General features: G+C 71.7%; 21 protein-coding genes. 8 read left to right on the forward strand and 13 right to left on the reverse strand.

What is annotated here, in order from left to right:
- Positions 1-96 precede the first annotated feature (96 nt).
- The 3 genes from ACIQOE_RS10300 (at position 97) to ACIQOE_RS10310 (ending at position 2,646) form a co-directional block, all read left to right on the forward strand.
- A complete protein-coding gene (locus ACIQOE_RS10300; RefSeq protein ID WP_362642888.1) occupies positions 97-762 on the forward strand; it encodes a M15 family metallopeptidase in 666 nt (221 codons plus the stop codon).
- Positions 763-916: 154 nt separating this feature from the next.
- Positions 917-1,399 (forward strand): RNA polymerase sigma factor, encoded by a 483-nt coding sequence (locus tag ACIQOE_RS10305; protein ID WP_351314756.1) that lies wholly within the window; start codon positions 917-919, stop codon positions 1,397-1,399.
- A 98-nt stretch (positions 1,400-1,497) separates the two neighbouring features.
- Complete coding sequence (locus ACIQOE_RS10310; protein ID WP_365557524.1) at positions 1,498-2,646, forward strand: NlpC/P60 family protein; 1,149 nt, start codon at positions 1,498-1,500, stop codon at positions 2,644-2,646.
- 54 nt (positions 2,647-2,700) lie between these two features.
- On the opposite strand, the gene ACIQOE_RS10315 is transcribed toward ACIQOE_RS10310, so the two are convergent.
- A complete protein-coding gene (locus ACIQOE_RS10315) occupies positions 2,701-3,279 on the reverse strand; it encodes a PadR family transcriptional regulator (protein WP_365557527.1) in 579 nt (192 codons plus the stop codon).
- Positions 3,280-3,333: 54 nt separating this feature from the next.
- On the opposite strand from ACIQOE_RS10315, the gene ACIQOE_RS10320 reads away from it, so the two are divergent.
- Positions 3,334-3,729 (forward strand): nuclear transport factor 2 family protein, encoded by a 396-nt coding sequence (locus ACIQOE_RS10320; RefSeq protein ID WP_365557529.1) that lies wholly within the window; start codon positions 3,334-3,336, stop codon positions 3,727-3,729.
- Positions 3,730-3,766: 37 nt separating this feature from the next.
- On the opposite strand, the gene ACIQOE_RS10325 is transcribed toward ACIQOE_RS10320, so the two are convergent.
- The 11 genes from ACIQOE_RS10325 to ACIQOE_RS10375 all read right to left on the reverse strand — a co-directional run bounded on the left by ACIQOE_RS10325 (position 3,767) and on the right by ACIQOE_RS10375 (position 17,841).
- On the reverse strand, positions 3,767-5,167 hold the full coding sequence (locus ACIQOE_RS10325; protein ID WP_401410869.1) for a DEAD/DEAH box helicase: 1,401 nt from the start codon (positions 5,165-5,167) through the stop codon (positions 3,767-3,769).
- Between the two features lie 396 nt (positions 5,168-5,563).
- Complete coding sequence (locus ACIQOE_RS10330; RefSeq protein WP_401410871.1) at positions 5,564-7,708, reverse strand: discoidin domain-containing protein; 2,145 nt, start codon at positions 7,706-7,708, stop codon at positions 5,564-5,566.
- Between the two features lie 92 nt (positions 7,709-7,800).
- On the reverse strand, positions 7,801-9,408 hold the full coding sequence (locus tag ACIQOE_RS10335; RefSeq protein ID WP_351314773.1) for an alpha-amylase family glycosyl hydrolase: 1,608 nt from the start codon (positions 9,406-9,408) through the stop codon (positions 7,801-7,803).
- A 30-nt stretch (positions 9,409-9,438) separates the two neighbouring features.
- The gene (locus tag ACIQOE_RS10340) at positions 9,439-10,320 is read right to left on the reverse strand and encodes a carbohydrate ABC transporter permease (RefSeq protein WP_351314775.1); all 882 of its coding nucleotides are present in this window, start codon (positions 10,318-10,320) and stop codon (positions 9,439-9,441) included.
- Positions 10,317-11,273, reverse strand: a complete 957-nt coding sequence (locus tag ACIQOE_RS10345; RefSeq protein WP_351314778.1) for a sugar ABC transporter permease — start codon at positions 11,271-11,273, stop codon at positions 10,317-10,319. The genes ACIQOE_RS10340 and ACIQOE_RS10345 overlap by 4 nt, the downstream gene beginning before the upstream one ends.
- Positions 11,274-11,278: 5 nt before the next feature.
- Entirely contained in the window at positions 11,279-12,631 is a 1,353-nt protein-coding gene (locus ACIQOE_RS10350) for an extracellular solute-binding protein (protein ID WP_351314781.1), read from the reverse strand.
- Between the two features lie 151 nt (positions 12,632-12,782).
- Positions 12,783-13,778 carry a LacI family DNA-binding transcriptional regulator gene (locus ACIQOE_RS10355; protein WP_351314784.1) on the reverse strand — a complete coding sequence of 332 codons (996 nt, stop codon included), beginning with the start codon at positions 13,776-13,778 and terminating at the stop codon, positions 12,783-12,785.
- A gap of 78 nt (positions 13,779-13,856) precedes the next feature.
- The gene (locus ACIQOE_RS10360) at positions 13,857-14,672 is read right to left on the reverse strand and encodes an ABC transporter permease (RefSeq protein WP_401410875.1); all 816 of its coding nucleotides are present in this window, start codon (positions 14,670-14,672) and stop codon (positions 13,857-13,859) included.
- A gap of 11 nt (positions 14,673-14,683) precedes the next feature.
- Complete coding sequence (locus tag ACIQOE_RS10365) at positions 14,684-15,547, reverse strand: ABC transporter permease (protein WP_351314790.1); 864 nt, start codon at positions 15,545-15,547, stop codon at positions 14,684-14,686.
- A gap of 3 nt (positions 15,548-15,550) precedes the next feature.
- On the reverse strand, positions 15,551-16,741 hold the full coding sequence (locus ACIQOE_RS10370; RefSeq protein ID WP_401410877.1) for an ABC transporter substrate-binding protein: 1,191 nt from the start codon (positions 16,739-16,741) through the stop codon (positions 15,551-15,553).
- 68 nt (positions 16,742-16,809) lie between these two features.
- Complete coding sequence (locus ACIQOE_RS10375) at positions 16,810-17,841, reverse strand: ABC transporter ATP-binding protein (protein WP_401410879.1); 1,032 nt, start codon at positions 17,839-17,841, stop codon at positions 16,810-16,812.
- 123 nt (positions 17,842-17,964) lie between these two features.
- On the opposite strand from ACIQOE_RS10375, the gene ACIQOE_RS10380 reads away from it, so the two are divergent.
- Positions 17,965-18,705 carry a GntR family transcriptional regulator gene (locus tag ACIQOE_RS10380; protein ID WP_365557544.1) on the forward strand — a complete coding sequence of 247 codons (741 nt, stop codon included), beginning with the start codon at positions 17,965-17,967 and terminating at the stop codon, positions 18,703-18,705.
- 38 nt (positions 18,706-18,743) lie between these two features.
- Complete coding sequence (locus ACIQOE_RS10385; protein WP_401410882.1) at positions 18,744-19,523, forward strand: cache domain-containing protein; 780 nt, start codon at positions 18,744-18,746, stop codon at positions 19,521-19,523.
- A gap of 105 nt (positions 19,524-19,628) precedes the next feature.
- Here the strand turns inward: ACIQOE_RS10385 and ACIQOE_RS10390 are convergent, their stop codons facing one another.
- Complete coding sequence (locus ACIQOE_RS10390; RefSeq protein WP_401410884.1) at positions 19,629-20,297, reverse strand: hypothetical protein; 669 nt, start codon at positions 20,295-20,297, stop codon at positions 19,629-19,631.
- 246 nt (positions 20,298-20,543) lie between these two features.
- On the opposite strand from ACIQOE_RS10390, the gene ACIQOE_RS10395 reads away from it, so the two are divergent.
- Positions 20,544-21,200 (forward strand): helix-turn-helix transcriptional regulator, encoded by a 657-nt coding sequence (locus tag ACIQOE_RS10395; protein ID WP_351314808.1) that lies wholly within the window; start codon positions 20,544-20,546, stop codon positions 21,198-21,200.
- A gap of 30 nt (positions 21,201-21,230) precedes the next feature.
- Entirely contained in the window at positions 21,231-21,800 is a 570-nt protein-coding gene (locus tag ACIQOE_RS10400; protein WP_351314810.1) for a toxin-antitoxin system, toxin component, read from the forward strand.
- Positions 21,801-21,961: the final 161 nt, after the last annotated feature.

Genomic DNA, 21,961 nt, shown 5'->3' on the forward strand with positions numbered 1-21,961 from the left:
GGATCGTGTGACCGGGGAGCCGCTGCAGGAGCCCTGGTGCGGGGCTTGCAGGGAACCTGCAGGGCAATTGCAGGGGCACCGGGCACCGTTGTCTGCGTGACGGACATCATCACCCTCTCCGACGCCCGGGTCGCGGCGGTCACCGAGCGGGAGTGCGGCGAACCGCTGGTCGATCTGCGGGGCACTCCCGGCGTGTTCCTCGACGCCCGCCAGGCGGACCCGGACGGCAGCTGGGCGCGGCTGCGCTCCGGGGCGCTGGACCGGCTCCTCCAGGCGCAGTCGCTGCTGCCCGCCGGGATCCGGTTCCTCGTGGTGGAGGGGTACCGGCCGCCCGCACTGCAGCGCCGCTACTTCGACCAGTACGCGGCGACGCTGCGCGCGGCCCACCCCGACGCCCCGCCGGACCGGATCCGGGAGCTGGCCAGCGCCTACATCTCCCCGCCGGAGGTGGCCCCGCACGTGAGCGGCGGGGCGGTGGACCTGACCCTGTGCACCGCCGACGGCACCGAACTGCCGCTCGGCACGGAGGTCAACGCCACCCCGGAGGAGAGCGCGGGCGCCTGCCGCACCGGGGCGGCGAACATCGGCGCACAGGCGCGTACCCACCGGGAGCTGATGGCGCTGGCCCTGACCACGGCCGGCTTCGTCAACTACCCCACGGAGTGGTGGCACTGGTCCTACGGCGACCGGTACTGGGCGCTGCTCAGCGGCGCCCCGGCCGCCCGCTACGGACCTGTCCCGGACCGTCACCGGACCGCCTGACCAGCGGCCCGCAGCTCTCTCCTGTCCGCGACGACGCCACGCCACGCACACCACGAACGAGCACGGGGGACCAACCATGGACATCCACGGGGGTACCTGTACGCAGGACCCGCGCGACACCGTACCGGGACCGGACGGGGTGGGTCAGGCACCCATGAGTCCGGGCGACTTCGACGCCTCCTTCACCGCCGACATGCCCCGGCTGCGCAGGCGGCTGCTGGCCCTGACCGGCAACCCGCACGACGCCGACGACCTGCTGCAGGAGACCTACCTGCGGCTCTCCCGGCGGGCCCGCGCCCGCAGTCTCACCCAGCAGACCCATCCGTACGCCTACACCTGCACGGTCGCGCTGAACCTGCTGCGCGACTCCTGGCTGCATCCCTCCCGCCGTGAACGCACCACCGACCGGCTGCCCGAGGCCGGCTGGGACGGCGGGCTCGGCTCCTACGAGGCCTCGGCCACCGCCCTCGCGCTGCTGAGCGTGCTCTCGCCGAAGGAGGCGGCCGCGGTGATCCTCGTCGACCTGGAGGGCCTCACCCACGACACGGCCGGCGAACGGCTCGGCGCGCACCGCGGCACCGTCCAGCGCAACCGGATGCGGGCGCTGGCCAAGATGCGCGCGGCGCTGGCCGGCTGAGCACCGGACGCCGCGTCCCCACGGGGGTGGGACGCGGCGTCCGGGCAGGGCACCGGACCCCCGGTACACGGCTCCACGTCGACTTGAGGATGTGCATCGTGCGACTCTTCGAACTCACCACGCCGGGCCGGGCGTCCGCCGCCGCGGCGGCGATCGCGCTCATCGCTTTCCTTCCCGCCACCGCGCACGCGGCGGCTCCGCGTACCGCCCAGGACACGGCCTGCGGCGTGCTGGCCCCGGGCGCCTCGGCCACCGCGGAGGCCGCCGTCGCCGCGGCCTGCTCGCAGATCGGCGTCTGGTACAGCTGGGGCGGCGGCCACGGCGCCACTCCCGGCGCCACCTACGGCTACTACGACGGCTCCGACCCCGACAGCCTGCACGACAACGAGCGCAAGGGCTTCGACTGTTCGGGCCTGATGCGGTACGCGTACTACCGGGCGACCGGCCGTGACCTGCTCAACGGAACGGCCGACGACCAGTACCACAGCCCGCAGGCCGCGGCCCGCTTCTCGGCCTCCCAGGGCACCGCCCCGCTGGTCCCCGGTGACCTGATGTTCTGGGGCAGCGGGCACGTCCACCATGTCGCCATGTACCTGGGCGCCGGGCAGATGGTCGAGGCCTACGAGTCGGGCACCCACATCCGGGTCGCCCCGGTGCGCACCGGCGGCGACTACGCGGGCGCGATCCGCGTCAACCCGTCGGGCACGCCGGTGCCGCCGCCGGCCGACGGCGGTTCGACGTTCGAGACCTGGGGCACCGGGGTGCGCACCCACGCGACGCCGAGCGTGCGCTCCGCCGTCGTGGACACCTTCGCCGGGCCGTCCCAGGTCTCGGTCCAGTGCCAGGAGCACGCGGAGACGGTGACCGCCGAGGGCTACACCAACGACATCTGGTCCCGGCTGGCCGACGGCTCCTGGCTGACCAACATCTACATCAAGGGCCCGGCCGAGCTGCCCGGCATCCCCGACTGCGGCGGCGACACCCCGGCGCCGCCCGGCGGGGGCAGCACGGCGTTCCGGACCTGGGGCACGGGCGTGCGCACGCACAGCGAGCCCAACGTCAACGCCGGCGTCGTCGACTACTTCCCGCAGCCCACGACGGTCAACGTGGTCTGCCAGGCGCACGCCCAGACCGTCACGGCCGAGGGCTACACCAACGACGCCTGGTCCAAGCTGACCAACGGCGCGTGGATGACGAACATCTACATCCAGGGGCCGGCGTGGCTGCCGGGGGTCGCCACCTGCTGATCCTGGCCCGGCCACGGGGGGCGTCCGCACACCGGGCGTCCCCCTTCGCCCCCACTACTCACCTTGTTGAGTACGCGCATGCACTCGTTCGTCGAGTCGTCGCAGCGCCAGCTCGCCCCAGCGCAGGTTCTCCCGCTCGAAGGACATCCCGCGCAGCAGGGTGAGGTACGGGCCGATGCGCTCCGCCTCCGCGAAGTACGCCTCCTCCGACCGCCCGGCCAGCAGGCGCCGCCGGATCCGTTCGTAACGGGCCAGCTTGGCGGTGGCCAGCTCCATCCGCCCGGCGACGGCGGCGCGGACCGCCGCCATGTCACCGGCGTCCGCGCACTGCACCTTGACCAGCAGTTCGTCCCGGACCGCCGCGGGCCGGGCCGGGGGTTCGGCGGTGAAGGCGCGCACCTCGCGGCGGCCCGCATCGGTCAGCGAGAACAGCCGCTTGGTGGGCCGGCGCTCCTGCTCCACGACCCGCGCGGTGACCAGTCCCTCGGCCTCCATACGGTCCAGTTCGCGGTAGAGCTGCTGGGGCGTGGCCGACCAGAAGTTGGCGACCGTGGCGTCGAACCCCTTCGCGAGGTCGTACCCGGAGGCCTCGCCCTCCAGGAGGGCCGCCATCAACGCGTTCCGCAGAGCCATGGGTGGACGCTAGCATGCACCTACTCAATTTTTTGACTAGGTGAGGTGGGACCCATGCATCCGTTCCGCAAGGCCGTCGAGAGCGACGACATGGACGCCGCGACCGCACTGCTGGCCGACGACGTCGTCTTCACCAGCCCGGTCGCCTTCAAGCCGTACCCGGGCAAGGCGATCACCGCGGCGATCCTGCGCGCGGTCTCCCAGGTCTTCGAGGACTTCACCTACGTACGGGAGATAGCCAACCCCGACGGCCGGGACATCGCCCTGGTCTTCACGGCGACGGTGTCCGGCCGCAAGCTCCAGGGCTGCGACTTCCTGCACCTCGACGAGAACGGGAAGATCGACGACTTCACCGTGATGGTCCGCCCGCTCTCCGCCGCCCAGGCCCTGGGCGAGGCCATGAACGCCCGCTTCGACGACATCGCGCGGGAGGCGGCGGCGGGGCAGTGACCCCGGCGCGCCCGCCCGGCCGTCGCCTTCGCCGGCCTCAGCCGCCCCGGCGGATCCGGGCCGCCTCGCGGGCCTCGGCGAGTCTGCGGGCCTCGCCGCCCCTGCGGGACGGCTTTCCTCCCGTGCCGCCGCGGGGGTCCTTGGTGGTGCCGAGGCCGCGGAACGGGGCGTTGTGGTTCTTGGGGCGCGGGGCGGCGGGGGCGCCGTCGAGAGGCTTTCCGGAGGGGGTCCTGGCGCCGGTGATCCGGCTCAGCTCCGCCTCGCCCGACCGCACCTTGCTGACCTTGGCGGTGACGCCGGCGTCGGCCATGACCTGGCTCGTCTCGCGGCGCTGTCCCGACAGGACGAGGGTCACGACGGTGCCGGAGCGGCCGGCACGCGCGGTGCGGCCCGCGCGGTGCAGGTAGTCCTTCGGGTCGGTGGCCGGGTCGGCGTTGACCACGAGGTCGAGGTCGTCGACGTGCAGGCCGCGGGCGGCGACGTTCGTGGCGACCAGCGCGGTGATCTGCCCGTTCCTGAACTGGGCCAGCGTCCTGGTGCGCTGCGGCTGGGGCTTCGCGCTGTGCAGGGCGGCGGCGGCCACGCCGCTGGACCGCAGGTGCCGGGTGAGCAGGTCCACGCCGTGCCGGGTGTCGGCGAACAGCAGGACGCGTCCGTCGCGGGCGGCGATCTCCGTGATCACGGCGTACCGGTCGGGGCCGTGCACGACGAAGACGTGGTGGTCGACGGCGGTGACCGCCGCGGCGGCGGGGTCCACGGAGTGGACGGCGGGGTCGCGCAGGTAGTCCCGGACCAGCTGGTCGACGTCCCGGTCGAGGGTGGCGGAGAACAGCATGCGCTGCCCGTCGGGTCGCACCTGGTCGAGGAGTTCGGTGACCTGCGGCAGGAACCCCAGGTCACACATCTGGTCGGCCTCGTCGACGACGGTGATGCGCACCCGTCCCAGGCGGCAGTCCTTGCGGGCGACGAGGTCGTGCAGCCGGCCGGGGGTGGCGACGACGATCTCGGCGCCGTCCCGCAGCGCGGCGGCCTGCCGTCCGGCGGAGACGCCGCCCACCACGGTCGCCAGCCGCAGCCGCAGCGCCTCGGCGTAGGGGGTGAGCGCCTCACCGACCTGCTGCGCCAGTTCCCTGGTGGGCACCAGGACCAGTGCCAGCGGCTCCTTGGGCTGCGCCCGCCGTCCGGCGGTCCGGGCGAGCATCCCGAGGCCGAAGGCGAGCGTCTTGCCGGATCCCGTGCGGCCGCGGCCCAGGACGTCCCGTCCGGCGAGCGCGTCCGGCAGCGCCGCCGCCTGGATGGGGAAGGGCACGGTCACACCGTGTCCGTCGAGCGCCCGCAGGATCTCGGGCGGCAGCCCCAGCCCGGCGAAGGACGCCGCCGGGGGTGCGGCCGACGGCTCGTCCTGCCACTGGGCTCCGGCACGTGTCGATTCGCTCACAGAAAGCCTTCCTCCGAAGGGACCGTACCGAGGAAGGCGCGGCGGGAACGGGGCCACCGGCCAGGACCGCGAACGGGCCACCGGCACGGCAACGCTGCAAACGGGACACAGTAGCACGGAGCGCGCCGCACGGGCCGGGGACCGTCGTCGCGTCCGGCCTTCCGCCGGGCGGAAGTCGCGTCGCCGCGCGGCGCCGGTCCTCCGGACGATGCTCGCCGACCGGTGCGTGCACCGGCGGTATCCGCTGTCGGCGGCCGCTGCGGCAGAAGGGACTGTCGCGTCGGCGGCGCGGCGGGCTGGTGCGCACCCGGGTCGGCCCGCGCTTCGCCGGCCTGCGCACCCATGTGTACGAGCAGATCCAGGCGGCGAGACGCGGGACTCCCCCGGCGGTCCGGGTCACGACGTCAGATACGCCTCCACCTCGCTGAACTGCGCGGCCGGCCAGCCGCTGTTGGCGGTGACGGCCAGCCGCAGGTAGCGCAGGCTGGTTCCGGAGGGCAGGGCGACGGTGACCGCGTTGCCGGTGGCCGGGTCGAACCGGTAGCCGGTGGAGCCCACGACGGTCGAGTAGGACGAACCGTCGGTGCTGCCCTGCACGGTGACGGTCTGGGTGCGCGCGCTCCATGCCGAGGACGGCGGCAGCTTCAGCACCACCCGGCGGGCCGCGTAGGCGGAGCCGAGGTCGACGGTCACCGACTGCGGGAAGGCGTTGTTGGCCGACTCCCAGTAGCTGTTGGCGTCCCCGTCGACCGCCTTGCCGGGCGTGTAGACGTCCTGCGAGCCGGTGGCGGTCGCCGGGCGGCCCTTGGCGAGGTTGCGGCCCGGGTCGGGATCGGGGTTGCCGCTGCCGGGCTGCGGCCAGCTGGAGCAGTTCGACCAGGTGCTCGACCAGCCGGAGTTGCCGCCGCCGTCGGTGAGCGCGAAGGACCCGGAGTTCGACGGGTAGGGGCAGTTGTAGACGCCGGCCGCGCCGACGCCGGAGGCGGTGACGTTGCGGAAGGTGGCCGCGCCCTGCGCCTCGGCCTGTACGACGACCGTCCCGGTGTTGCGCACGGTCGCGCCGGTCACGTTGACGTTGCGTACCGGGTACCCCTGTCCGCCGCCGGAGACGAACTCGAAGGCGCTGTAGGGGCTGTCGGTGATCGTGGTGTTGGTGATGTTGACCGTGGCGTTGATGGCGCTGTCGTAGGAGTCGACGCGCAGCGCGCCCATCGGGTGGTTCCAGTTGGGGTTGACGGCGCCGGTGCGGACCAGGGTGTTGCCGTCCACGGTGATCGTCCCGGACAGCGGCGAGAACGGGTCGGCGAACTTCTGGTTGGAGATGGCGATGCCGCTGCCCAGCGCGTTGGTGTCGGAGATCAGGTTGTTCTTCACGGAGATGTCGGTCCCGCCGTAGACGGCGATGCCGTTGGCCAGGTTCGGCTGGGAGATGGTGTTGGAGGTGAAGCTGGAGTTGGTGTCGGGCGAGTACAGCGACCACATGGCGAGCGAGTCGTCGCCCTGGTTGCGCAGGAAGTTGTTGCGGACCTGGACGCCGTGGGCGGTGCCGTTGAGGTTGAGGCCGTCGGCGGTGGTGTCGAGGATGCGGTTGTTCTCGACCACCAGGTTGTCGTTGTTGCCGGTCAGCCAGAACCCGCACTTGAGGTGCTGGATCCACATCCCGGAGACCGAACTGTTCGGCCCGAGCGATCCGTTGACGAAGTTGTCCGGGCTGGAGTCGACGCGCTCGGTGACCTCGCCGATGACCGCGAAGTTGTTGATGTGGACGTTCCCGGAGGAGCTGGACTGGTCGATGAACCGCGAGGTGTGCACGACCGAGTACCAGCTGCCGGCGCCCAGCAGGGTGACGTTCTGCACGCCGCTGAGGGAGGACGTCAGCCGGTAGTCGCCCGGCGGGATCCACACGGTCCCGCCCTGGGCGGCGGCGATGGCGTCCCGGAAGGCCTGCGTGGAGTCGCCGCTGCCGCTGGGGTCGGCGCCCTTGGAGGTGACCGAGACGGATCCGGCGGGCTGCGTGGCGGCCGAGGCCGCCTGCTCGAAGTCGGCGACGTCGACGGTGACCTGGGTGCCCGTGGACTCGAAGGCGACCTTGTCACCGGCCTGGACGTTCTGGCCCAGCAGCAGGCGCGCGTTGTCGAAGAAGTGGTGCTGCTTGGCGCCGGCGATCCAGCCGGTGTCGACGTAGGAGTACTTGGAGGTGACGGCCAGGGTCCTGGCCAGCTTGACCCCGTTGACGTACACGTTCAGCGTGCCGGTCTGGCCGTCGGGGACGCTGTAGGAGACGTTCACGGCGTTGGCCGCCCGCGGTGCGGTGAATTCGACCCGCTGCCCGGAGGTCAGGCGTACGGCCTGGCGGCCGGAGGCCTCGGAGGCGAGGGTGCCCTGGGTGTAGTCCGGGCCGATCCTGGTGCCGGTGGTGGTGGCCGTCTCCGCCTCGACCGAGGTGAAGGGCAGGCTCGCGCCCGCCGCCGCGTGGGCGGCGGGCGCGACGGCGACGAGCATGCCGGCGGCGAGCGCCACCACGGCCGCCACCGCTGGCATGCTCCTGACAGTACGGGCAGGGGTGCTGGGCATGTGCTGGTCCCTTCGGTGTGGGGGGAGGGAGCGGGGACAGCGCGGGCGGCGCCGGCGGGTCAGACCGTCAGCCAGGCCGCCGTGTCCCGGGGCAGACGGCCCTCGTCGTCCAGCGGGCCGCTGGTGAGCAGGAGCCGGGTGTGGGCGGGGAGTTCGGCGGGCTCGGGCGCGAGGTTGACCACACAGACCGTTCCCTGGTCGCGGCTGAAGGCGAGGACGCCCTCGGGGGCGGGCAGCCAGGTCAGCGGGCCCGCGCCGAAGAGCGGGCGGGCGGCGATGGCGCGACGGTAGAGGCTGAGCATCGAGTCGGCGTCGTCCCGCTGGCGGTCGGCCGCGTACGCGGCCCAGCCGGCCGGCTGCGGCAGCCACGGCTCCTCGCGCGACCCGAATCCCGCGTACGGCAGGTCGGCGGCCCAGGGCATCGGCACCCGGCAGCCGTCCCGGCCGGGATCGGTGCCGCCCGAGCGGGAGTACATCGGGTCCTGGATGCGGTCCGCCGGGATCTCGGCCTCGGGCAGCCCCAGTTCCTCGCCCTGGTACACGTAGACCGCGCCGGGCAGCGCCAGGGAGAGCAGTGCGGCGGCGCGGGCCCTGCGGGTGCCCAGCTCCAGGTCGGTCGGGGTGCCGAAGGCCTTGGTCGCGAAGTCGAAGGCGGTGTCCTCACGGCCGTAGCGGGTGACCGTGCGGGTCACGTCGTGGTTGCACAGCACCCAGGTGGCGGGCGCGCCGACCGGGGCGTGCTCGGCGAGGGTGGTGTCGATCGACGTCCGCAGCCGGCCGGCGTCCCAGGGGCAGGACAGGAAGGAGAAGTTGAAGGCGGTGTGCAGTTCGTCGGGGCGCAGGTAGCGGGCGAAGCGCTCGGCGTCGGGGAGCCAGACCTCGCCGACGAAGACGCCGCCGTAGGCGTCGGCGACCGCGCGCCAGGCGCGGTAGACATCGTGCAGGTCGTCACGGTCGACGAAGGGGTGCGGCCGCGGATCGGTGGCGAGGTCCGGCAGGTCCGGGTCCTTGGCGAGCAGGGCGGCGGAGTCGATGCGGACGCCGGCGACACCGCGCTCGAACCAGAACCGCAGGATGTCCTCGTGCTCCTGGCGGACGGCCGGGTGAGCCCAGTTGAGGTCGGGCTGCTCGGGGGTGAACAGGTGCAGGTACCACTCGCCGTCGGGCAGCCGGGTCCACACCGGCTCGGTGGAGCCGAGGAACTGCGACGGCCAGTCGTTGGGCGGGAGTTCGCCGTTCTCACCGCGCCCCGGGCGGAAGTGGAAGAGTTCGCGTTCGGGGCTGCCGGGCCCCGCGGCCAGCGCGGCCTGGAACCACGGGTGCTGGTCGGAGACGTGGTTGGGGACGATGTCCACGATCGTCCGGATGCCCAGCGCCTCCGCTTCCGCGATCAGCTTCTCGGCCTCGGCCAGGGTGCCGAACGCCGGGTCGATGGTCCGGTAGTCGGCGACGTCGTAGCCGCCGTCCTTGAGCGGCGACAGGTACCAGGGGTTGAACCAGAGCGCGTTGACGCCCAGTTCGGCGAGGTACGGCAGCTTGGCGCGGACGCCCGCGAGGTCGCCGGTGCCGTCGCCGTCGCCGTCCGCGAAACTGCGGACGTACACCTGGTAGATGACGGCCGAGCGCCACCAGTCGAGGTCCTTCTGGGCATGGCTGGGCTGTCCCACTGTGCGTGCCTTTCTGTCGGAGGAAGGGCGTCAGCCCTTGGTGCTGCCCGCGCTGATCCCGGCGATGATGTGCCGCTGGAAGACGAGGAACAGCGCGACCATCGGAATGCTGGCGATCACCATGGCGGCGATGAGCACGGTGAGCTGGATGTTCTGCGACAGCTGGACCAGGGCGACGCTGATGGGCTGCTTGTCGGTGTCGGAGAAGACCATCAGCGGCCACAGGAAGTCCTGCCACACCGCGACCAGGGCGAAGATCGACACCACCCCGAGCACCGGGCGGGACATGGGCAGCACCACCGACCACAGGATGCGCAGCTTCCCGGCGCCGTCGATCTCGGCGGCCTCCAGCACGTCACGCGGCAGCTGGTCGAAGAACCGTTTGAGGAGGTAGAGGTTGAAGGCGTTGGCGACGGCCGGCAGCCAGATGCCGAGCGGGTCGTTGAGCAGGCTGGTGTGCAGGAACGGCAGGTCGGCGACGGTCAGGTACTTCGGTACGACCAGTGCCTGGGCCGGGACCATCAGGGTGGCCAGGATCCCGCCGAGGATCACGTTGCCGAAGGCGGGCTTCAGCTTCGACAGGGCGTAGGCCGCGGCCGTGCAGAACACCAGCTGGAAGGCCCACGCACCGGCCGCCTGCACGACTGTGTTCCACAGGTGCTCGGGCAGCTGCATCAGGTCCCAGGCGTCGGTGTACCCGGACAGGTGCAGGTGTTTCGGGATCAGGGTGGGCGGGGTCTGGGCGACCTCGTCCGGGGACTTCATCGCGCCGGTGACCATCCAGTACACGGGGAACAGGAAGGCGATCGCGAAGAGGAGGACGACACCGGTGAAGACGGTCCAGTAGATCGCCTTCCCGCGCGGGCGGGCCAGGGTCGCCGGTGAGATCAGGGTCCGGGTGGCGCTGCTCATCCGTCCTCCCCGGAGCGGGTCAGCCGCAGGTAGCCGGCGGAGAAGACACCGAGCAGCACCAGGAGCATGACGCTGAGGGCGCAGGCGCCGCCGAAGTCGTTGTAGAGGAAGGCGTACTTATAGATGAGGTAGAGCACGGTGACCGTGGCGCTCTCCGGGCCGCCGCCGGTGATGACGAACGGTTCGGTGAACACCTGCATGGTCGCGATGATCTGAAGGAGCATCAGCATCAGGATGACGAACCGGGTCTGCGGGATCGTCACGTGCCGGACGCGTTGCAGCAGGCTCGCGCCGTCCAGTTCGGCGGCCTCGTAGAGCTCGCCGGGGATGGACTGCAGGGCGGCCAGGTAGATCAGGACGGTGCCTCCCATGTTGGCCCAGGTGGCCACGATGACCAGGGAGACGAGCGCGGTGTCGGCGCCGTTGGACCAGTTCGAGGTGGGCAGGTGCAGGGCGCGCAGCGTCTCGTTGGCGAGGCCGGCGCCCGGGTCGTAGAACCACTTCCACAGCAGGGCGCTGACCACCGGCGGGATCATCACCGGCAGGTAGACCACGACCCGGAAGAACGCCTTGGCGTGCCGCAGTTCGTTCAGGACCAGGGCGAGCACGAAGGGCACGGCGAAGCCGATGAGCAGCGCCAGCACCGTGAAGGTGAGGGTGTTGCGCCAGGCCGCCGAGAACTCCGGGTCGTGCAGGACCCGGGTGAAGTTGGCGGTGCCGACCCACTCCGGGGACGAGCCGGGCGTGTACTTCTGGAAGGCGATCACGACCGCGCGGATCGCCGGGTACCAGGAGAACAGGGCGAAGCAGATCAGTCCGCCGAGCAGGAATCCGTAGGCACGGGCCTGGTCGAGGAGCCGCCGCCGCCCCCGGTCCCCTGCCGGGGGCGGCGCCGGGGCCCGACGGGCGCCGGCCGCCACGGGGGCGGGCCGGCGCTCGGCCGTCTTGGTCATCGCGGTCAGCCCCGGGCCAGGATGCCGGCGATCTTCTCGTTGGCGTCCTTGAGGAGCTGGTCGATGTCGGCGTCCTTCTTGGTGAGGACGGCGGAGACCGTGCCGTCGAGGACGGAGTAGATCTGCTGGGCGTTGGGCGGCTCGATCTTCATCTGGAGGGACTGGTTGCCGTCCAGGAAGGCCTGGTAGTTCTCCACCGGGACGTTCGCGTTGGCCTTCTTGACCTCCTGGTCCTTGGCGTCGGCGGCGCCGGTGAACAGGCGCGGCTCGGGCAGGCCGACGGGCGCGTTGTTCTTCTTGGCGCGGGCGTAGTCGCCGAGGAAACCGTCACCGGGGGTGAGGAACATGGAGTCGAGCCACTTGAGGCCGGCCTTGATCTGGGCCGGGGTGTCCTTCTTGTTGAACATGTAGCCGTCGCCGCCGATGAGCGTGCCCTGGCCGCCGGGCATCGGGGCGAGGGCGAGGTCCTTGTAGTTGCCGCCCTTCTCCTTGACCAGGATCGGGATGTTGTCCGGGGCGGAGAGGTACATGCCGAGCTTGCCGGAACCCATCATCTGCTGGACGTCGTTGATGATGAGGAGCTGCTTGCTGCCCATCGAGTTGTCGGTCCACCGCATGTCGTGCAGGTTCTGCAGGACGGCGTGGCCCTGCGGGGTGTCGACGGTCGCCGTCTTGCCGTCGGCGGAGACGACGTCGCCGCCCTGGGAGTACAGCTCGGCGGTGAAGTGCCAGCCGCCCTGGTTCTGCGCGCTGTAGTCGGCGTAGCCGACGGTGCCGTTGCCGAGGGCGGCGATCTTCTTGGCGTCGGCGCGGACCTCCTCCCAGGTCGTCGGCGGCTTGTCGGGGTCGAGGCCGGCCTTCTGGAAGAGCGCGCGGTTGTAGATCAGGCCCATGCTGTAGCCGGTGCGCGGGATGCCGTAGACCTTGCCGTCCACGGTGTAGATGTCCCGCAGCTGCTTCTGGATGGTGTCGTAGCTCTTGAGGTCCTTGAGGTACGGCGTGAGGTCGGCGGCCTGGTTGATGTCCACGACGTGCTTGGCGTCGGTGAAGTACGTGTAGAACACGTCCTCCATCTGGCCGCCGGCGAGCTTGGCGTCGAAGGTCTTCGGGTCCTGGCACGGGAAGGCGTCGTGCATGACGACGTCGATGTCCGGGTTCTTCTTCTCGAAGTCGGCCGTGTCCTGATCGAAGAACGAACGGTCGACCTTGGCGCTCTTCGGCGGCTCGCAGTTGACGGTGATGCGCGTCTTGCCGCTTCCCGCGTCGTCGTCACCCGACCCGCAGGCCGAGGCCGAGAGTGCGAGGGACGAGCAGACGGCTGTCGCGACGAGAGCACGGCGGAACCCGGTGCTGGACATCGGTGGACCCCCCAGAACAGGAGCAGTGGGCGCCGCACCGGGACCGGTGGGCGCCGCACACTCAAGCACCGGCGCCAGCCGTGCGCAAGATGTCGCGCAGAATCTGTAATTATTCGACAGAGGATTGGCAGCGGCTTGGATCTGTTGTGCATCAGACCTTGGGCGCTTGCGCTGTCGAACCGCGGACCACCAGTTCCGGCTCGAACAGCAGCTCCTCCGGCGGTACGGCGGTGCCGCCGATCTGCACGTTCAGCAGTTCGACGGCCGCGCGGCCCATGGCCTCGATGGGCTGGCGGACGGTGGTGAGCGGAGGTTCGGTGCAGTTCATGAAGGCCGAGTCGTCGTACCCGACGACGGAGATGCGGGAGGGCACCTCGTACCCCTTGCGGCGAGCGGCCCGGATCGCCCCGAGCGCGAGCGGGTCGCTGGCGCAGATGATGCCGGTGACACCCCGGTCGATCAGCCGGGACGCGGCCGCGTGACCGCCCTCGATGGAGAAGATCGCGCGGGCCACGTTCTCCTCGGGGACCTCGGCGATGGCCCGCGCGGCGGCGAGCTTGCGGGCGGAGGGCACGTGGTCGCCGGGGCCGAGGACCAGGCCGATGCGCTCGTGGCCGAGGGAGGCGAGGTGCCGCCAGGCCTGCTCCACGGCCACCGCGTCGTCGCAGGACACGGCCGGGAAACCGAGGTGCTCGATGGCCGCGTTGACCAGCACCACCGGGATGTTGCGGTCGGCGAGCAGCCGGTAGTGGTCGTGGGGCGCGTCGGCCTGGGCGTACAGTCCGCCGGCGAACACCACGCCGGAGACCTGCTGCTGGAGCAGCAGCTCCACGTAGTCCGCCTCGGAGACCCCGCCCTTGGTCTGGGTGCACAGCACCGGGGTCAGCCCGAGCTGCGCGAGCGCGCCGCCGATGACCTCGGCGAAGGCCGGGAAGATCGGGTTCTGCAGCTCGGGCAGGACCAGACCGACGAGCCGGGCACGCTCGCCGCGCAACTGGGTGGGGCGCTCGTAGCCGAGGACGTCCAGGGCCGAGAGCACCGCCTGCCGGGTGGCCTCGGAGACCCCGGGCTTGCCGTTGAGCACCCGGCTGACCGTGGCCTCGCTGACCCCGACCTTCTTGGCTACTTCCGCAAGTCGTCGTGTCATGAGCGCAAGGGTAGCGCAATTTACGCAAGCAGTTTGCGTAAGCTGGTGGAGGCCGGATCGACGGCGGGTGGAGCGGGGTCAGACGCGGCTGCCGGTCGCCGTGTCGGCCGACAGCCGCTGCGCGAGGTAGATCGGGATCACCGACAGCAGCACGAGCACGGCGGCCACCACGTTCACCACCGGCGCCTGCTGGGGCCGGGTCATGTTGTCGTAGATCCACAGCGGCAGGGTCCGGACGCCCGGCCCCGCGGTGAAGGTGGTGACCACGATCTCGTCGAAGGAGAGCGCGAAGGCGAGCAGCCCGCCCGCGAGCAGCGCGGAGCGCACCAGCGGGAAGGTGACGTCCGCGAAGGCGCGGAAGGTGTCGGCGCCGAGGTCGGCCGCCGCCTCCTCGTAGCTGCCCGAGGTGCGGCGCAGCCGGGCGGCGACGTTGTTGAAGACGATCACCACGCAGAAGGTGGCGTGTCCGACGACCACGGTGAACAGGCCGAGTCCGACGCCGAGCGGCGCGAGGACGGTGCTGAAGGCCGAGTTGAGGGCGATACCGGTGACGATGCCGGGCAGCGCGATCGGCAGGACGACCACGAAGGAGAGGGCGTCCCGGCCGAAGAAGCGGTACCGGGCGACCGCGAAGGCGATCAGGGTGCCGAGGACCAGCGCGATCGCGGTGGCGCCGAGTCCGGCCCGCACCGAGGTCCACAGGGCCTCGCGGGCGCCGGAGCTGTGCCGGGCGGCCGTCCACCAGCGGGTGGTCAGGCCGGGCGGCGGCCAGCTCGCGGACCGGTCCGGGTTCAGGGAGTTGACCAGGACCAGCAGCAGCGGCACGTAGATCACCGCGAAGCCGAGACCGGCGGCGGCGCGCACCGCGATCCGCGCGGAACGGGAGAGTTGCACGTCGGGCTCCTCTACAGGCTGCTCAGCGCGCCCGTGCGGCGCATCGCGAACAGGTACAGCACGATGACGACGACCGGGACGGTGGCGAGGGCGGCGGCCATGGGCAGGTTGAGTTCGATGTTGGCGTAGACGAGGTTGCCGATGAGCTGGGTCTTGCCGCCGACGATCTGCACGGTGATGTAGTCGCCGAGGCTGAGCGAGAACGTGAACACCGACCCGGCGGCGACCGACGGCAGCACCATCGGCAGCACCACGGACCGGAAGGTGCGGCCGGCGCGGGCGCCGAGGTCCGCGGACGCGTCGAGCAGGTTGTCGGGCAGCTGTTCCAGCGCGGTGTGGATCGGCAGGATCATGTACGGCAGCCACAGATAGGTCAGGGCGAGCACGGTGGCGGGCAGTCCGAAACCGGGCCCGCTCAGCCCGAAGGGTTTCAGCAGCCAGTCGGCGAGCCCGCCCTCGGACAGGATCAGCCGCCAGGCGTACACCTTGACCAGGTAACTCGCCCACAGCGGAGTGAGGATGGCGACCACCAGGAGCGGGCGCAGGCGCGGGCTCGCCACCCGGGCGGTGTAGAAGGCGACCGGGAAGGCGATCACGGCGCACAGGGCGGTCACCGCGAGGGCGACGCCGACGCTGCGCAGGACCACCTGCCGGTACACCGGCGTGGTGAACAGCTCGTGGAAGTTGTCGGCCGACCAGACCTTCACCACCTCGGAGGTGAAGGAGTCCGTCGTCCAGAACGCGGAGACGAACAGCACGGCCAGCGAGCCCAGGTAGAGGACCGCGAGCCACAGCAGCGGGGCGGTCAGCAGCAGGGCGAGGCGGAGCCGGGGGCGCCGGTGCAGCGCCCCCGCGGTGCGGGTGAGCACGGTCATCGCTCAGCCCTTGATCTCGGTCCAGGCCTGCACCCACTTCGCGTACGGCACGCACTTCACGTCGGTACGGCCGTCCAGGCACTGCTCGATGGGCGTGTTCCAGAAGGCGATGTTCTTCCAGTAGCTCTCGTCGGCCGCGTGGTAGGTCGCACAGAAGTTCTTGTCGCTGGTCAGGTCGCAGGCCTTGGCGTTGGCCGGGGCCTCGCCGAAGTACTCGGCGACCTCGGCGTTGACCTTCGGCGAGACGATCCAGTTCAGCCACCGGTAGGCGCAGTTGGGGTGCTTGGCCTCGGCGGAGACCATCCAGGTGTCGGACCAGCCGGTGGATCCCTCCTCGGGCACGAAGGCCTTGACCTTCGCGCCTTCACCTGCGGTGAGGTTGGCGATCACCTGCCAGCTGGTGCCGATCACGGAGTCGCCGCTCTTGAAGGCGGAGATCTCCTTCAGGTAGTCGCTCCAGTACTCGCCGATGTCCGCGTTCTGCTTCTTGAGCAGGGCGACGGCCGCGTCGAACTGCTTCTGGTCCAGCGCGTAGGGGTCCTTGATCTTCAACTCCGGCTTGGTGGCCTTCAGATACAGGGCCGCGTCGGCGATGTAGATCGGCGAGTCGTAGGCGGTGACATGCCCCTGGTACTTCGCCGCGTCGTCGAAGACCGCGGACCAGGAGGTGGGCGCGGGGCTGACCTTCTGGGTGTTGTACATCAGCAGGTTGGCGCCGCGGCCGTGCGGGATGCCGTACATCTGGCCCTTGACGGAGTTCCAGGCGCCGTTCTTCAGGCCGCTGAAGATGTCCTTGTAGTTCGGTACGAGCTTGGTGTCGACCGGGGCCGCGTCGCCGGAGGCGATCAGGCGCAGCGAGGCGTCGCCGGACGCGGAGACGGCGTCGTACTCGCCGGTCTTCATCAGTTTGACCATCTCGTCGGAGCTGGCGGCGACCTTGGAGCGGACCTGGCATCCGGTCTGCTTCTCGAAGTCGCTGACCCAGTCGATCTTGGGGTCGTCGGAGCCGTCCTCGACGTAGCCGGCCCAGGCGATCAGGTTCACCGCGCCCTCGCTCTTCCCGAGCTTGGCGAGGGGCTTGAGGTCGGGCGGGTTGAGTCCGGACGAGGAGCCGGAGCCGGAGGAGCCGCAGGCGGTGGCGGCCAGCAGCAGCGCGGCGACGGCGGCCGCGGCGCGGGAAGTGATGAGGCGCACGACGTACTCCAGGGATGCCAGAGGTGCCAGGGGGAAGGACGGCGGATCCGGTGGTGCGGGACGGCGGGTCAGCCGGGGACGTGGACGGTGTGCCGGCGCTGCCAGCGCAGCCGGACGCGGGTGCCGCGGTAGGCGGCGACGTCCTCGGCGGAGGTGTCGAGGTTCTGCTGGAGCGCGGTGAGCCGGCCGCCGCCGTCCAGGTCGACCAGGAAGCGGGTGGCGTCACCGAGGTAGACCACCTCGGCGACGGTGCCGACGGCGTCGGCGTGGTCGGGTCCGCCCGGCTCCGCGCTCTCCTTCAGGACCCGGATCTTCTCGGGCCGGACGCTGTGGGTGCCGCTCTCGCCGAGCACGCGCAGGGCGGTCTCGCCGGTGAGCAGGTTGGAGGTGCCGACGAAGGAGGCGACGAAGGCGGTGGCGGGGCGTTCGTAGATCTCGGCCGGGGTGCCGACCTGTTCGATGCGGCCCTGGTGGAAGACGGCGACGCGGTCGCTCATCGTCAGGGCCTCCTCCTGGTCGTGGGTGACGAACACGAAGGTGATGCCCACCTCCCGTTGCAGGGACTTGAGTTCGAGCTGCATCTGCTCGCGCAGCTTGAGGTCGAGGGCGCCGAGGGGTTCGTCGAGCAGCAGGACGCGGGGGCGTCCGACGAGGGCGCGGGCGAGGGCGACGCGCTGGCGCTGGCCGCCGGAGAGCTGGGCGGGGCGGCGGGTGCCGAAGCCGTCGAGGCGGACCTCGGCGAGCGCCTTGCGGGCGCGGACCAGGCGTTCGGCCTTGGCGACCTTGCGGACCCTGAGGGAGTAGGCGACGTTCTGCTCGACGTTCATGTGCGGGAACAGCGCGTAGTCCTGGAAGACCGTGTGCACGTCCCGTTCGAAGGGGGCGCGGCGGGTGACGTCCTGTCCGGCGAGTTCGACCGTGCCCGAGGTGGGGGTCTCGAATCCGGCGATCAGGCGCAGGACGGTGGTCTTGCCGGAGCCGGAGGGGCCGAGCATCGAGAAGAACTCGCCGTCGCGTATCTCCAGGTCGACCCCTGCCACGGCGCTGGTGTCACCGAACGACTTCCGCAGATCCCGCAACCGGATCGCGCTGGACTCCATGGGCGGGAACCTCTCTGGCGCTCTCTTGCGTTGGACGTGATGACCGGAAAGATATGAAGTCATAGTTCAAAGCTCAAGACCCTTCTGAGGTAAAGCTTGGGTCAACGCATAGGGTGGTGGGCCGTGGAACAGCAGCAGACGGACGGCGGCGCCCGCAGGGCCGTCTTCGCCCCGGTGGACGGCGGGGCCCGGGTGGACGCCGTGGTACGCCGGATCGGCGACGCCATCGAACTCGGCCTGCTCGCCGACGGGGAGCAACTGCCCGGCGAGACGGAACTGGCCGGACAGCTCGGGGTGTCGACGGTGACCCTGCGGGAGGCGCTGATGGCGCTGCGCCAGCAGGGCCTGGTCGTCACCCGGCGGGGCCGCGGCGGCGGCAGCTTCGTCTCCCTGCCGGACACCCCCGGCCGGGAACGGCTCCTTGAGCGGCTGCGCGGCTGGAGCCCCGAGGAACTGCGCGACCTCGGCGACCACTGGGCGGCCCTGTCCGGCACCGCCGCGCACCTCGCCGCGCGGCGCACCGAGGACCACGACCTGGACCAGCTCCGCCGGACCACCGCGGAGCTGCGCGGGGCCCGGGACACCTCGGCGCGCTGCCGGCTGTACGGCCGTTTCCAGGTGGAACTGGCCGCCGCCGCCCAGTCGGCCCGGCTCACCCGCGAACAGGTCGCGCTCCAGACGGAGATGGGGGCGCTGCTGTGCCTTGTGCTCGGCGACGACGAATATCGTGAAGAGGTGGCGGACCGTCACCGGTCCGTAATCTCGGCCGTGCAGGATGGGGCGGACGCATCGGCCAGGGAGCTGGCCGAGCGGTGCGTGCGGGACTCGACGGCGCGGCTCATCGCCCTGCGGCTGGCCCTGTAGCCGCGCCGCGCCCGCTCCCCCGTCCGCCGGAGGGCAGCATGAGCCGCGGCACCGTCCCCTTCACCTCCGTGGCCACGACAGCGGACACCGCCGAGGAGTACGTGGCCGAACGGGTCGGCCACGCCCTGGAGGCGGTCTTCGACGCCGTCGCGCAGACCCGCGCCGACACCGCCGCGCTGCTGGCCCGGGTCGCGGACCGGGGCCGCCGGCCGGTGACCGCGGATCTCGCGGCCCTGCGCCCCGGGCTCCATCTGCGCCTGACCCGGCAGGAGCTGGTCTCCGGCGTCGGTTTCGTGGCGGCACCGGGCCTGCTGGCCGACGTGCCCGCCTGGCTGGAGTGGTGGCAGAGCGACGCCGCCGGGGACGTACGGCCGCTGCTGCTCGACCTCGACCCGCGCACCTCGGCCTACTCCGACTACACGCACTGGGACTGGTTCACGCTGCCCCGGGACACCGGGCGGCGGGCGGTGGCCGGGCCGTACGTCGACTACCTCTGCTCGGACGAGTACAGCCTGACCCTGTCGGCCCCGGTGGAACGGGCGGGCCGCTTCGTGGGCGTGGCCGCCGCCGACGTGTACCTGCGGCACTTCGAGGCGGCCGCGCTGCCGCTGCTGCGGACGCTGCCCGGCCCCGCCCGGCTGGTCAACGCGCGCGGCCGGGTGGCGGCGTCCGCGGATCCGGCGCAGCTGGCCGGTTCGCTGACCCGGGGCCCGGACTTCGCCGCCGTGCTGGAGAGCGGGCGGCCGGGCCTTTTCGGGGCGCTGCGGCTGGTGCCCTGCCGGGGCGTGCCGCTCGTCCTGGCGGTGGCCGCGGAGTGAGGCGGCGGCCGCCAGGCGGATGACGGTGGGGTGAGGGTGCGGGCCGGAGCCGGAGGGGGCGTCCGGCCCGGCGCCGTCGGCGACCTGAACGCCGACGGTGCCGGGTCAGGCGTCGGGGGTGGGCACGACGGTCAGATGGGCGCCGAGGCCGCCGGGCCGGCGGGAGCGGCGCGGGGCGGCGGGCCGGGGCGCGGAGCGCAGCACCAGGGTGTAACGCGCGTAGCCCATGTCCTCGAGGGTTCTCGGGGTCTCGCCGACCACCCGGCACTCGGTGGCGCCGAGCAGCGGGTCCGGGTGCAGCACCGGCCGGACGGCGCCGTCGAGCCGGGCACCCTCCTCGCCGACCGCGCGCAGCCAGTGCGGCAGGCCGTGCCGGTAGGCCGCCTCCATGATCGGGTCCTGGGCGATCTCCCGGCGGACCGACTGGAGTTCGTGGTCGTGGCCGTACCGCTCCAGCGTGGTCTTGAACTGGGCCAGCATCGGCAGGCACCAGCCCGACTCGTGCTCGCCGAGGACCGTACCGGCGTCCGGATGGAACAGGACGAACCGGAGGAAGTTGTCCCCGGGCATGGCGGTGGGATGCGGGGCGACCGCCCGGAAAAGTGTCTCGAACGCGTCGTTGGCCAGCACCACGTCCCAGCGGTGGTCGACCACCAGGGACGGGAAGGGAAGCGCGTCCAGCAGCAACGCGTAGTCCTGCAGGTACGCCTGGGCCTCAAGACTTTCGGGGACGGGTCGCGGCGCCGGCCGCCGCCCACCTGCCTGATATGCCATCGGGAGGTCACCCCTCTTGCCTATGCGGCCTTCTCGCGGCGATGTGATCCTGCTGCCCCACCCAGAGGCATGTCAACTATCGTGGCATTTCATGCCTGTTGACGGCCGAAATTGGCCACAGTTGTGGCGACACCTGGATGTGAGTTCGAACGACCCGGTAACCTCCGGGAGGTTCACGCCGTGCGGTCCCCGGCGACCGCACGAGCGAGGCCTCTGATTCCTCTGAGAGACGTAGGAGTTCTGTCGGTGACGGATGGCTACGAGGATCCGGGCGCCACGGCGACCGCCCAGCTGCCGGCCGTCGTCTCCCGCGTCACCGCGCTCGCCGACCGGCTCGGTGTGGCGTACGCCGAGGTCTTCGACGTCGGACGGCTCTCCTACGCGTGCGGGGTTCCCGAGCCCGTGGTCAAGGCCCTGCTCGGCGGCCGTCCGGCGGGCGAACCCGACGTCCAGGAACGCTTCCTGCAACGCCTCGACCTGCTGCGCCGCACCCGCCTCAAGCCCAACGGCCGCAAGCACACGCAGCAGGAGATCGCCGACGGCGCGGGCATGTCCCGGCAGCAGGCCGGTGCGCTGCTCAACGGCGACCGGCGGCCGACCATGGAGCACTGCGACGCCCTCCAGCGGTTCTTCCGGGTGCACGCCGGGTTCCTCACCGCCGCGGACCCGGAGGCGCTGGCCGGTGCCCTGCAGCGCGTCGAGCAGGAACTGCTGCAGAAGCTGGCCGACCGGGAGCGGGCGGCCGCCGAGGCCGCGGCGGACCCGCTGGAGCGGCTGCTGCAGGACCACGGGGTGCGCGGGATCGCCTGGCGGGCCGCCCAGCTCCCCACCGACCAGCACCGCGACAAGGTCGCGGAGTGGCTGGACATGCTCCTGGAGAGCGTCAAGCGGCCCGAGTCGTGAGCTGAGAGGGAACAGGAGAACCACGAAGACATGGCCATCGGCAGGGACATGCGCCGGCTGAGCGGCGAGCTGGTCGGGGAGCTGACCCTGCCCTCGCCCAGCGCGCCGCAGGAGCTGTACGGGGCGCTGTGCGGCGCGATGAGCCGCCGCCGCGGCCGCCCGGTCCTCTTCCGCACGGCCGTCTTCCCGCCCGGCACGGCCAGCGGCCTGTGGCTCGACCTGACCGACCGGGACCTGGTGGTGGTCGAGGAACGCACCGCGCCCGACCACCAGTTGGTGATCCTCGGCCACGAGCTGTGGCACATGCACGCCGACCACCACGGCCACGACGTCGACGGGATCGCGGTGGCGGCACGGCTCGTGGACGAGGGCACCGGCGGCGGTGCGGGCAGCGACCGGGACGCGGTCCAGGCCGCCGTCCGGCGGATGGCCGCCCGCACCCGCTTCGACCGGGCCGAGGAGCAGGACGCGGAGACCTTCGGGCTGCTGCTGGCCAGCAAGTGCCGGACCTGGCTCGTGGGTTCGGCCCTGCGCCCTCCGGTGCGGCGGCACGACGTGGCGGGGCGCATCGAGGCCTCGTTGGGCTATCCGGGCAAGTGAGCCCGGCATGGCCGGATTCCGTTGCCGCACGGGCGAAGAGACGTTCCCTCAGCACGCCGTCCTGAGGCGGTCCGGGGTCGGCTGAGCGGGCGAACCGAGGCGGAGCGGGCAGGCGTTGTCAGTGGCGGACGGCAAGCTGGTGGGTGCGCACCGCACCCGCG

Source organism: Streptomyces sp. NPDC091282 (assembly GCF_044757385.1).
Classification (GTDB): domain Bacteria; phylum Actinomycetota; class Actinomycetes; order Streptomycetales; family Streptomycetaceae; genus Streptomyces; species Streptomyces gramineus.